Origin of the sequence: Arundinibacter roseus (assembly GCF_004348825.1) — a bacterium.
Lineage (GTDB): Bacteria > Bacteroidota > Bacteroidia > Cytophagales > Spirosomataceae > Arundinibacter > Arundinibacter roseus.
In genome coordinates, this window is the sequence record NZ_SMJU01000007.1 from 107,529 (window position 1) to 120,384 (window position 12,856).

The 12,856-nt window shown below is 44.1% G+C and carries 10 protein-coding genes and 1 tRNA gene; 9 read left to right on the plus strand and 2 right to left on the minus strand.

Annotated elements, in window-relative coordinates; translation table 11 throughout:
* Positions 1–4: 4 nt before the first annotated feature.
* Positions 5–3,073 carry a TonB-dependent receptor gene (locus tag EZE20_RS12255; RefSeq protein ID WP_132118013.1) on the minus strand — a complete coding sequence of 1,023 codons (3,069 nt, stop codon included), beginning with the start codon at positions 3,071–3,073 and terminating at the stop codon, positions 5–7.
* An 89-nt stretch (positions 3,074–3,162) separates the two neighbouring features.
* Between EZE20_RS12255 and EZE20_RS12260 the strand changes: the two genes are divergently transcribed.
* The 6 genes from EZE20_RS12260 (at position 3,163) to EZE20_RS12285 (ending at position 8,859) form a co-directional block, all read left to right on the plus strand.
* Positions 3,163–4,173 (plus strand): glycosyltransferase, encoded by a 1,011-nt coding sequence (locus EZE20_RS12260; RefSeq protein WP_165933465.1) that lies wholly within the window; start codon positions 3,163–3,165, stop codon positions 4,171–4,173.
* Positions 4,174–4,180: 7 nt separating this feature from the next.
* A complete protein-coding gene (locus EZE20_RS12265) occupies positions 4,181–4,954 on the plus strand; it encodes a TatD family hydrolase (RefSeq protein ID WP_132118017.1) in 774 nt (257 codons plus the stop codon).
* Positions 4,955–4,990: 36 nt separating this feature from the next.
* Complete coding sequence (locus tag EZE20_RS12270; protein ID WP_132118018.1) at positions 4,991–6,064, plus strand: asparaginase; 1,074 nt, start codon at positions 4,991–4,993, stop codon at positions 6,062–6,064.
* 48 nt (positions 6,065–6,112) lie between these two features.
* Positions 6,113–6,199, plus strand: a tRNA-Ser gene (locus tag EZE20_RS12275).
* A gap of 389 nt (positions 6,200–6,588) precedes the next feature.
* On the plus strand, positions 6,589–7,116 hold the full coding sequence (locus EZE20_RS24280) for a collagen-like protein (protein WP_132118019.1): 528 nt from the start codon (positions 6,589–6,591) through the stop codon (positions 7,114–7,116).
* A 240-nt stretch (positions 7,117–7,356) separates the two neighbouring features.
* Positions 7,357–8,859, plus strand: a complete 1,503-nt coding sequence (locus EZE20_RS12285) for a helix-turn-helix domain-containing protein (RefSeq protein WP_132118020.1) — start codon at positions 7,357–7,359, stop codon at positions 8,857–8,859.
* Positions 8,860–8,896: 37 nt separating this feature from the next.
* On the opposite strand, the gene EZE20_RS12290 is transcribed toward EZE20_RS12285, so the two are convergent.
* The gene (locus EZE20_RS12290; RefSeq protein WP_132118021.1) at positions 8,897–10,054 is read right to left on the minus strand and encodes an acyl-CoA dehydrogenase family protein; all 1,158 of its coding nucleotides are present in this window, start codon (positions 10,052–10,054) and stop codon (positions 8,897–8,899) included.
* A gap of 66 nt (positions 10,055–10,120) precedes the next feature.
* On the opposite strand from EZE20_RS12290, the gene EZE20_RS12295 reads away from it, so the two are divergent.
* From EZE20_RS12295 to EZE20_RS12305, 3 genes are all read left to right on the plus strand, one after another.
* A complete protein-coding gene (locus EZE20_RS12295) occupies positions 10,121–10,459 on the plus strand; it encodes a DoxX family protein (protein WP_132118022.1) in 339 nt (112 codons plus the stop codon).
* Positions 10,460–10,509: 50 nt separating this feature from the next.
* Positions 10,510–12,081 carry an NAD(P)/FAD-dependent oxidoreductase gene (locus tag EZE20_RS12300; RefSeq protein ID WP_132118023.1) on the plus strand — a complete coding sequence of 524 codons (1,572 nt, stop codon included), beginning with the start codon at positions 10,510–10,512 and terminating at the stop codon, positions 12,079–12,081.
* A gap of 76 nt (positions 12,082–12,157) precedes the next feature.
* Complete coding sequence (locus tag EZE20_RS12305; protein ID WP_132118024.1) at positions 12,158–12,787, plus strand: NUDIX hydrolase; 630 nt, start codon at positions 12,158–12,160, stop codon at positions 12,785–12,787.
* Positions 12,788–12,856 lie beyond the last annotated feature (69 nt).

Consider the following 12,856-nt stretch of genomic DNA (forward strand, 5'->3'; position numbering starts at 1 on the left):
GATTTCAAAATACGTAAGATACCGACAAACTCAACAATCGCGGCAGAATCGGTCGAACCATGTAGGGTCTACCCTGCTGTTTCATGGCGTTCAAATCCGTCGGAGCAATAACCGAAAGGCTTGGAGATGCAGAGTTAATGGCCACTCCTTTGAGGTTCGGTCCAAAATTGGTGGGATTTTGACTTATCACCCCTCCCTCAGCCATATCTTCGATAGATCCGCCCGGTACCCCTACTCCATCAAAACTAACTAAACCACTACCATTCAGCAGGTTATTAGCCATCGCAGTGATCAGTACGCTACCAAATTTGGCACTGATGCCGGCATTTAACACACTATAAGAAGGTAAAGAAACGGTATTTCGACGATTGGCATAACGCTCGCCAACATAGGTCCAATTGAGATATGGCTTTAGCTTTCCGAGTTGGTACCCAATACTGAAATTTCCATGAAAATTGGGAATGTCATTCACTTTATTGTTATCAAAAGATTCATAAAAATCATCGGCAAGTGGATTTGCCAGAGGCAGTTGCGTCTCCGTTGGTGCCTGTGGGGTGGTAGTTCCGTTAGAATTGTAATAAGTAAACTTCGTAAAGCGGGCATTCTGTAAAGTAGAAGTAAATTTCAAATACAGTTTTTGAACCGGGATATACACCCACTCAAACTCCAAACCATACGTTCGGGATGAATTAAATGTGGGTGGTGTAAAAACTGTTGAGGTACCCGACGGAATAAATACCTGAAAAAGAATATTTTGCAGAGACGAATAGAAACCGGTCAACGAGTAAGTAAGGTTATTTTCGTCAAACCTGTACCCAAACTCCAATTGTTTAATTTGCTCAACAGTTCCTTTTTCGATGGGCTGATTCACAAAATTCTGAATATAATAATCCATTTCAGGAGCTTTGTTACCCAGCGTTGCCCGGCCATAGACAGCGGCGGTATTGTACCTAAACCGATAATTGAAACCTACGGAGGCATTCAGGTATTGATAGGAATGATCAAAATTGTATCGCACCGAATTATCCTTACGAAACCTGAAATCATAGGCGGTCAGTGGATTTCCATCCAATCCACCATTATTGGCCAGACCATTGCCCAACCCCAAGCCACCTGCAATAGCATCCGATTCATTGGGTACATCCCAACCTTTTTTGTGGCCGGAATGCTTTACAAATTCATACCGAAGCCCTGCATCGAGCGTAAAATAATCGTTTGTTTTCCACGAATCGTTGAGGTAAAATGAGGCCGTGCGGGCATTTCCTTTCATATTTACATAGCCCCCGTTGTTGTATCCCACATACCCTTGCGCATCCGAACCTGCATAGACAGTCAGCGGAGCGTAGGGACTGGCAAAGCGAACCTGAACCGGGCGGGGATTTGGTTCAAAACGGCTTACAATGAAATCGACATTCCAGAGCGCATCCAGGGAAGCTGCCGAAGTGAAAAGTCCGGCGGTAAACTGATGATTTGAAATGGTCTTACTCATGGAAAAATCATTCATGAGATCAGTAAGAGCATTATTCATAGCTAATCCACCAAAGCCATATAGATAATTGCCCAGGGCATTCGGTACACCGGGCACCGCATTAAATCCTTGAAAACGCCCCAAAATATCGCCTGTTTGTGGGTCATAATAAGTAGGAAAAGCAGGTGCAGGCGCAGCGGGCAGTTCGGGCAATGGTCCGGCAGAGGCAAACGGAAACAAGGCGACCGGATTAAAGATCGTCATGGCAAGTCCCGTAGGCATGATGAAGCTATTCTGAAATTGCTGATAATCCTGTTTGATTAATGAAATCTTCGCCATTTCATTAACTTTCCAACCCTTTGCAGTTGTCGTTTGCAGACTCAAACCGGCGACGTAATTTTTGGCACGAATCCCATTTTTTGAATCAAACGTTCGGGTCGCCGACGGGTTTTCCATCAGCTCTTTGGAATCAGGAATTGTATTTGAAAGCAGCGGAAAGGTAGAACTCGTCTGTAAATCAAATCCAGGATAGGCTTCTCCACTCGTAAGCGAAAGTACCGGAATGTGTTTGTAGAACGTAACGCGGTCATTCAGAATTTTACCATAAAGTTTAATCTGCCCGCCTTTGGACCATTCTTTACTAACATTAAATTTAAATTGGCCACCCTGATTGGCAATAAACGGCAACGTACGGGCACCCGCATCCTGACGATAAAAGCCCCCGGCATGGTACCTCCACCCGCGCGAATTCAATGCACCGCCTGTTTCAGCTTCCAGGCGAAAAAGTCCTGAATTATTGGCATTTAAACCAGCTGTAAACTTTACAGTACCATTCGATTCGGCAGAACCTGTACGGGAAATAAAATTAAAAATACCTCCCGGTGCATTGGCAGCGGTCACACTTGCAGCCCCGCCCCGAATAGCTTCGAGTCGTCCGGTTGTAACATCTACCCGGTGAAACATGTCTACCACACCAAAGCCAAGTTGAGTGCTCATGACCGGAAGCCCTTCCTCCTGCAAGGATACATAACGAAAACCCAGTTGATTGTTTTGACCGGTAGACAAGCCACGGGTAAATACCTGCGCCCCTACTTCGCCCGCTGAATTATCTACAAAACTACCCGGGATCGCAGTAAGTAAATCACCTGTACCACGAGCCGCCCGCTCTTCGATACTTGCATAGTTTAGGGTTGTAATTCCGGCGGTAGATTCGAGCTTGCTGGTAGGAAGGAAGTTTCCGGTAACAACCACCTCCTCCATTTCCAGCGCATTTTCGTTTAACAAAAAACTAAGCGTAATATCTTGCTGGATTTCGTCAATTATGGCCAGGCGTGTTACACTGCGTAGTCCCTGAAAAGAAGCAATGACTTTGTAGGTACCAAATGACAAACGCTGAAATTCATACTGACCCTGAGAATTTGTGATAATGCCGCGAGTTGTACCTAAAATTACGACATTTGCACCCGGTAAGGGTCGTTGCTGAGCATCCAGCACAACTCCTGTAATTGTTCCGAGTCGAGCAGGAGGAAGTTGTTGAGATAGAACAGAGAAAGAGAACAATAGGTGTAAAGCTACACTTAGGGAAGTGAGGTTGGAGGGTTTCATACGTTAGGTTAAGGTTTACCCCCAAATCTATTGTGTGAAAAACAAAATAAAAAGGATTTTGTACTTTTTGAATGAAAATAGTCCAAAAAATGTCAACAGACGCTAAAAATGACTATCCGAATATCACCATTTTGGTAGCAGCCCGAAACGAAGAAAAAAATATCCTGCGTTGTCTTCAATCACTTGACGAGTTGAATTACCCAACTCAGTACCTTGATATTCGTATTGGTGACGATCAATCCACAGATCAGACAGCGGCTGTAATCAAAGATTTCATAAAGAATAAACCACACTTTCATTACCAGTTCATTGCGCACAAGTATCCAAATCTTAAAGGGAAAGCCAACGTACTTGCCGTTTTGTCGCAGGAAGTAAACAGTGACTTTTTGTTCTATTGTGATGCCGATATTGCCGTTTCATCGGAATGGATTAACGCAATGCTCACACTTTTTTTACCCCAAGTTGGAGTCGTGGTAGGCGTCACGCGCATGACTTCCGGTTCCATATTTGCCAATTTCCAATCATTAGAATGGACCTTGGCCTTGGCTGCCATGCGTTTGTTTTCGATGGTACACATTCCTTTTACGGGCATGGGAAATAACATGGCGGTACGGACGCAAGCCTACAAAGCAGTGGGCGGTTATGAAACCATCGGTTTTTCTATTGTTGAAGATTTTGCGCTTTTTCAGGCCATAATTGAAGCCAATCATTCATTTGCGCAGGGATTTTCCCCAAAACTTCTGTCTGTTTCTCAACCTGCTCAAACGCTGGCAGAATTGCTTAGGCAACGAAAACGCTGGGTAAAAGGAGCTATGTCTGCCGTATGGCCTATAAAACTAAGCTTTTTTGTCTCTGCCTTGTGGTTACCTCTGCTAGTAATAGGGCTAATCCTTTGGCCTGCCGTATTTTTGGCTCTTGGTGTAATTCACTACCTATTGGTTACGATTTCATGCTTTATAGCTGTACGTCTGTTAAAACAACATGATTTGCTCGCCACAATCCCGCTATTCTGGGTGTATTTTAACCTTAACAATACCTGTATGCTGATCAATTACCTTTGGCCATCACCCACAGTCTGGAAAGGCAGAACATATAATTAAACAAAAAATGATTGAAACTCACGCACATATATACGATCAACAATTCGAGAATGATCGTCAGAGTATGCTGGAAAAAGCCTGGAAAAGTGGTATTCAACAAATTTGGATGCCCAATTGCGATCAGTACACAATTCCGGGCATGATGCAATTGGCTAAGGATTTTCCCGGCAAGTGCCTGCCAATGATCGGCTTACATCCATGCTATATAAAGGAAGATTTTGAAACTGAATTGCAAATTGTAGAGCAATGGCTCGCTCGCTACCCGTTTTTGGCAATTGGCGAAATCGGAATGGATCTGTTTTGGGATACTACCTTCCGCGCACAACAGGAAGAAGCCTTTTTGACCCAATGCCAATGGGCGATTCAATACGACCTTTGGATTGACATTCACAGCCGCAATGCCTTTTGGGAAACCGTATCACTACTAGAAAAAATAGCAAATCCCGCACTTACAGGAGTTTTCCACTGCTTCACCGGTACACTTAACGAAGCACGCCGGGCCGTTGACCTTGGATTTATGCTTGGCATCGGTGGGGTTGTGACCTTCAAAAATGGTGGATTGGATCAGGTGCTCCCGCACATTGCGCTCGAACATCTTTTGTTGGAAACGGACAGCCCCTACCTCGCCCCGGTACCATACCGTGGCAAACGCAATGAACCAGGCTACTTACTTTTGATTGCACAGCGGATTGCGGATATAAAACAGATTTCAGTAGAAGAGGTACTTACAATTACTACCCAAAATGCTTTAAAACTGAGTCAGAAAACGTTGAAAATTTAAAGTAGCTGTACCATTAAGATTCATCTTACTTAACTAATGACTTACAAAACAGTTCGAATTAATCCCGTTTCTCCCGCAGCCTCCCGAGGGTCAGTTCTTGTGATTTATACTGGCGGAACGCTGGGAATGGTATATGAGGCAACCGGAAATCAACTGATTCCATTTGAGTTTGAGCAAATTATTGAAAAGCTACCTGAAATCCAGCGACTGGACTTTGAAATAACCTTTGTCACCCTCTACGAACCCATAGATTCATCCAATATGTCGCCCGAACTTTGGATTGAAATTGCCGGGATTATTGCCAAAAAATACGAGCAGTACGACAGCTTTGTCATTTTACATGGAACTGATACTATGGCCTACACGGCCTCGGCGCTGAGTTTTTTGCTGGAAGGAATTCAAAAACCGGTGATCCTGACGGGTGCACAACTGCCAATCGGTATTGCGCGATCGGATGCTCGCGAAAATTTTCTTACCGCCCTGGAAATTGCCGCCGCTACAAATGATCTGGCGCAGCCGCTTGTGACGGAGGTATGCATTTTTTTCAACTCAGTGTTGCTCCGTGGAAATCGTGCCAAAAAGAAAGAGAGCTCCGATTTTAACGCTTTCCATTCCGAGAATTATCCAATTTTGGCCAAAGCCGGAGTTCATATAGAGTATAATCTCCCCTATTTGGCACCGCAATCAAAGCACAAAAAGCTCTTTGTCCATCAAAAAATGGATGCTCGGGTTACGTTTCTTAAAATTTTCCCCGGAATTTCGCGGGATGTTGTTCGTGCAATTTTAAATATTCCCGGACTGAAAGGAGTAGTTCTGGAAACCTTTGGGGCTGGCAATGCGCCCACTTCGTCCTGGTTTTTGAATGAAATTGAACTTGCCATTGGTAGAAATTTACTTCTTTTCAATGTTTCTCAATGCGATGGCGGACGAGTGACACAGGGGCATTATCAGACCAGTAAATTTTTGCAACAGGTTGGCGTTCTGAGTGGTTCGGACATAACAGCCGAGGCAGCTATCACCAAAATGATGTTTGTGTTGGGACAAACGGATGATTTGAATAAGCAGAAAAAATTGATGGAAACGCCGCTACGCGGTGAAATGAGTATTTAATTACGAAAATTCCAGAAAATTAGTACCTTTACACCCGCTCCAACATATAGAGAGGTGCCCGAGTGGTTGAAGGGGCACGCCTGGAAAGCGTGTATGCGGGTAACCGTATCGAGAGTTCGAATCTCTTCCTCTCTGCTATATTTCTCCAAAACCGCCTTCGGACTCTCCGGAGGCGGTTTTTCTTATTAATCCTGAAAATTAACAATTTGTACCTTAGTATTCAGGCTTAATTTTATTCAACACTTAAATTTGGCCCACAAATCAATAAGAAACCTACAATATAGCGTTGGATACAATTCTTGCCAAAAGTTGATATAGATAGATTACGACTCTAAGCAGTTTTATATCCCTTAATTGTTGGTAATAATAGAGCAACTATCTAATTAAATAAATCAGCAACCACATTTTCCATAGCCTTCGGGTTAACATAAATTAAAATCCCCCTTCAAGGCACGACAACCGCATGTTTTTTATATATTGTTAAAAAAACTACATTTTTACTTCATTCTAAATTCAACAATTGTATGACACGCAAATTACTCTATGCGCTCATGATTGGGCTTCTTCCTTTTCTGTATTCCTGCGAAGGCCCTCAGGGCGAGATTGGCCCGCAAGGACCCGCTGGTCCACAAGGCGTTGCGGGAGAAAAAGGGGAACCTGGCGAATCCAGCGGAAGTGGTGCCTTCCAGTTTTCAACGGGCGAAATCTCTACGGACGAAGAGGGCGACGTTTCCTTCTCACTTGAATTGAATGAGGATGTTGCGGCTAGTGTAGAAAAAGGTGTGGTACTGGTGTATGCCAAAAGCGGTAACCTGTGGTTTCCTTTGCCTGGAATTGTATTCTTTGGTGAAGAAATCGCCAACTTTACATTTGTCTATGGGTTAGATGGTGTAGATTTGACCTTTTTCCTTCTTCAAACTACTGGCGCTGATGCCCGTACGTTTCAGGATATTCGGATTGTGCTCGTACCTGCAATCAATGGTCGCTTAAATGCAGAAATTGATTATAAAGATTACAATGCCGTTAAGAAAGCTTTTAATCTTGCCGACTAATCGGCTAATGCCATAAAGAGCCGAAGCGCAATTGCTTCGGCTCTTTATTTTTTCAGGAAAGCCACTCAATTACATTTCGATGTAGAGAAATCCAGCATTTTTCTTGAAATTTCTCCCGGACGACTCAGACAGAAATCAGCAAAAGTTGCAGCTCTGTCTTGACTTATTCCCGGTTGGCAACGAATTCAAGGGGGCACGCATTATTTTTATACCTTTGCCTATCATTAACCAAACCTTTTTGTGGCACTTAATACAGAAAATGTCAAATTAGTTTTTGGCTTAAAGCTAAAACAACTACGTCTTGACCGTGGCCTGTCGCTCAATGAAGTTTCACAAAAGTCAGGACTATCAATTTCCTACATAAATGAAATTGAGAAAGGGAAAAAATATCCAAAATCGGATAAGATTATTGCACTGGCAACAGCATTGGAAGTAGAGTACGATTCGTTGGTTTCGCTTAAACTCAGCAAACGTCTGGAACCCATTTCTGAATTACTGAGCTCCAACATTCTGACCGAACTTCCGCTGGATTTGTTTGGAATTGATCCTTCTTCGCTCCTGGAAATGCTCTCCGATGCGCCTACCAAAGTGAGTGCATTTATCGGTACACTCATCGAAATTTCCCGGAATTACAACATGTCCGTTGAGCAGTTTTACTTTTCTGCTTTGCGAACCTACCAGGAAATGCACGACAATTATTTTGAAGAAATTGAACATTCGGCGGAGCAGTTTCTGGCAGAAAAAAACTGTGCTGACGAGTTTATCCCGGACGAAAATTACCTTTCTGAGTTATTGAAACATGATTTTTCGTACACAATCGAATCAATAAATCTTGATACGCATCCGGAGTTAAAGGCGGTTCGCTCTTTGCTCATTCCTCAGAATTCCGGCAATAAACTGCTTATTAACAAGAATTTAAGTAGTGTTCAAAAATCCTTTATTTATGGCCGGGAGTTGGGGTATCAATATCTAAAACTAAAAAACAGGTTATATACCACGGCACTTGTTGAAGCTGATTCCTTTGAACAATTGCTCAACAATTTCAAAGCTTCCTATTTTGCAAGTGCCATCATTATCCGGCGAAATTTGCTCGTTCCCCGCTTAAAGTCATTCTTTTCCCTGCCATCCTGGCAACCGGGGCAACTGCTGGAAATGATTGAGGAATTCAATACTACTCCCGAATCGTTTTGTTACCGATTGAGTAATATTTTACCAAAACACTTTGGGATTAATCAAATTTTCTTTTTAAGATTCCACAACTTCGCTGGGCAAAATCAGTTTGACCTAACCAAGGAAATGCACATTGCCCGAAAGCACATACCGCATACGGTCAAGGACGAGTATTATTGCCGGAGGTGGCTCGCTCTCACCATTTTGCAGGATTTGGAGGCACTTATGAAACCAAAACCTTTTTTGGGAACGCTGTGCAAAGGTCAAATTTCGACTTATGTAGATAGCAGCGAAAAGTACCTGATGATTAGTTTTGCTAAGTCGATGTCTACCTCGCAAAACCTAAATGTGAGCGTCACAATGGGGATTTTTCTAAATGAAGACACCCGAAAAATCATTCATTTTCTCGACGATTCCGCCCTTAAACACAAGGAAGTTAACGAGACCTGCGAACGCTGTATGCTCTTTGATTGCCGCGAACGCATGGCAGCTCCAATTGTCCTGCAAAAAAGACGCAACCATGATGAATTAAAGAAGACGATTGCCAAAATGATCGGGAATGCAGCAAAATAGTTGAGCCTGAATTGATTAATAAATAAGTACTTACAATTTATTTGAACGCCTGAATTCCGGTGATTTCAGCTCCCAAAATCAGCAAATGAATGTCGTGTGTTCCTTCATAGGTCACTACCGATTCGAGGTTCATCAGGTGTCTCATAATCGGAAATTCGCCCGTAATACCCATTCCGCCCAGGATTTGACGCGATTCGCGGGCTACTTGTAGGGCCATCGCCACATTATTTCTTTTGGCAAGTGAGATTTGTGCAGTTGTCGCACGTTTTTCATTCATGAGCACTCCCAGCCGCCAGGCAACTAATTGTGCTTTGGTAATTTCCGTCAACATTTCTGCCAGCTTTTTTTGAGTCAATTGAAACCCTGCGATTGGTTTGCCAAATTGAATGCGCTCAGATGCATATTGAACGGCAGTTTCGTAGCAGTCAATGGCAGCACCAATGGCGCCCCAGGCAATTCCGTAGCGCGCCTGATCCAGGCATTTTAATGGCGCCGACAAACCAAGGCCTTCCGGCAATAAATTTTCTTTGGGAATGCGGACGTCCGCAAAAATCAGTTCGCCCGTAGCACTTGCCCGCAGCGACCATTTCCCTTTTATTTCGGGTGTTGTAAAGCCTTCCATTCCCCTTTCGACGATCAGGCCCTGAATTCGTCCGTTCGGATTTCTCGCCCATACAACAGCGAGATCGGCAAGCGGGGCATTGGAAATCCAGGTTTTGGCTCCATTCAGGACATAATAATCTTCCTTTTCAATAAAATGTGTGGTCATGCCCGCAGGATTTGAGCCGTGGTCAGGCTCTGTCAGTCCAAAACAACCTAACAAATCGCCGGAGGCGAGACCGGGAAGGAATTTGTTCTTTTGTTCGGAGGTTCCGAAGTGTAGAATGGGCCACATTACTAGAGAATGCTGCACCGATAAGGTAGAGCGCATCCCAGAATCGCCGCGTTCGATTTCCTGACAAACCAGTCCGTAACTTATATAATCTGCCTGAGTACCACCATATTCGACAGGCATGGTTATTCCTAACAATCCCAAATCACCGAATCTACGAATCAGATGCTGGGGAAACTCTGCTTTTTGGGCAAAGGATTCTATAATTGGTTTTATTTCTTTGGCAGTAAATTCAGCCACCGTTTGACGAATCAGTCGGTTTTCTTCCGAAAGCAAGTCATCTATGGAATAAAAATCAGTCATTTTTTAGTACTATTTATTGAAAATCCTCACCTTACATGTCAAACATTCCTAACTAACGACACAACTATGGTTTACATTATGGCACTCCTCTACATTGCCGCGGGCAGCATGCACTTTATTCAACCAAAGTTTTTCCTGAAAATTGTTCCGCCAATACTCCCATTTCCAGAGGGTATAGTGATCATATCAGGAATTGCAGAAATCCTTCTCGGGCTACTATTGCTGGTTCCTTTTACTCGTGCACTCGCAGCATGGGGAGTTATTTTACTTTTGATTGCTGTTTTTCCTGCCAATTTGTATATGGCATACGCTCCTAAATTTCACCAAATTTCTCCCTGGATACGCTGGGGACGGCTGCCATTGCAATTTGTACTCATGTACTGGGCCTACCAATATACCCGCTGACATGATTTTTTCCTACATTTGTGGCTGTTAAAGGCTAAATCCCTTTCCTTATGCCCCTTACCAAACAGTTTATATTATCGCCGGAAGTGGCGCTGAACGAGATCGCTTTCCGTGAGTTTATCCTTTCCGAACTACGTCTGCCTGATTCGCCCGAGGTAGTGATCCGAAAAACCCGGCAATCCATTGATGCGCGTGGTCGTCAGATTCGGGTAAATGTTCAGGCAGATATTTTTGTTAAAGAAATTCCCACAAATTTTATTGATTACAAAATCCCTAAAAATGACGTCAGTCAGTGCCCGCAGGCGATCATTGTTGGCTGCGGTCCCGCTGGAATGTACGCAGCGCTTCGCCTTATTGAAGCAGGGATAAAACCCGTCATTTTGGAACGCGGAAAAGATGTACGTTCCCGCAGGCGTGATTTAGCCGCTATTAACAAACACCACATCGTCGATCCTGATTCCAATTACTGTTTTGGAGAAGGCGGCGCAGGTACCTATTCAGACGGGAAATTATATACCCGATCTACCAAACGAGGAAATATCCGGCGAATTCTGGAAATATTTGTGGCTCATGGTGCAAGTGAGGACATTCTCGTGGAAGCGCATCCGCATATTGGTACAAACAAGTTGCCGAAAATTGTGGCCGATATGCGCACGACAATTATGGATGCCGGGGGTGAAATTCATTTTGAAACAAAAGTTACTGATTTCATCATCACAGGCAACGAACTGCGGGGCGTTGTAACAGCCGATGGAAATGAACATGTGGGCATTGGTGTTATTTTGGCCACCGGACATTCGGCCCGGGACATTTTTGAACTATTGCAGAAACGGGATGTCGCTATTGAAGAGAAGCCTTTTGCTTTGGGCGTTCGGATTGAACATCCACAACTTACGATAGATAAGATTCAGTATAATTGTGCCGCAGATCGAGGCCCCTATTTACCCGCAGCTTCTTATAGCCTTGTTACCCAAACGTACCACAAAGGTATACAGCGAGGCGTATTTTCCTTTTGCATGTGTCCGGGAGGGTTTATAGTTCCGGCAGCAACTGCACCCGGCGAACTAGTCGTTAACGGCATGTCGCCTTCGCGTCGTGATTCGCGCTTTGCAAATTCGGGACTTGTAGTGTCGGTACAGGGTAGTGATACACAACGATACAAGTCATTTGGAGCACTATCCGGCCTTCACTTCCAAAAAGAAATTGAACAAAAAGCCTGTGCTATGGCTGGCGGCGGACAACATGCTCCGGCACAGCGGGTTCCTGATTTTCTCTCGCGCAGGGTTTCAGCAAACTTACGGGAAACCTCCTATCAGCCCGGGTTGATTTCGATGGATTTATTTGATGTTTTGCCAGAGTCAATTTCCTATCCGTTGCAGGAAGGTCTCAGGCATTTTGGCACAAAAATGAAAGGGTATACGGGTCAGGAAGCGCAATTGATAGGTATTGAAAGCCGGACATCCTCTCCGGTAAAAATTCCGAGAGATGCAGCCACCTGCGAGCACCCGCAGCTCAAACGGCTTTTTCCCTGTGGAGAAGGCGCCGGATATGCGGGCGGAATAATGTCGGCTGCGATGGATGGCGAACGATGCGCCGAACAACTCATCCTTCGGTATCAATAGTTACTTTGCAAGTTGACAGTATGGCTTTAATTTAGTAAAATTGAAGATTGTTGATTGCGTAAACGCTAAACCCTTAATGCCAAATCATTTTTTTGATACGTTCGTTGAAGAATTAGAAGTCAGGTTTCAGACGCCCCTGCCCGGTGAAAAAGCGCATGCCCGTATGCTTGCGCAATCAGACATACGGCGGATGATTAAGCCCAATGAACGAACCCGAAAAAGTGCAGTACTTATTTTATTCTATCCTCATCGGGAAGAAATATTCCTTCCTTTGATTTTACGGCCTGCCTATGACGGTGTGCATTCTGGACAAATGGCTTTTCCCGGTGGCCGTTTTGAACTTAGCGATGAAGATTTGATTCGCACCGCCAAGCGTGAAGCACAGGAAGAAATCGGACTACGGCTGACCGACGTTCGTATTGTAGGCCAACTAAGTGAGCTCTTTATTCCGCCCAGCAATTTCTTTGTGTTACCCGTGGTAGCCTATATTCCCTACCGGCCAGAATTTTATCCGGATCCGCGCGAAGTAGAGAAAGTTCTGGAAGTACCGCTCAATGAGGTTCGCGACAAAACGATTATCGGTACAAGCGAATTGGTTGTTCGGGGAATACCGATTCAGGCTCCACACTATCTTATTCAAAATCATAAAGTATGGGGAGCAACTGCCATGATGATCAGTGAATTGCTGACAATACTGGAAGACTAAATTTGCAGGTGCTTCTATTGAAATAATCCCATAAATGTTCCAAAATGGCCATTTAAGAAAGGAATTCTC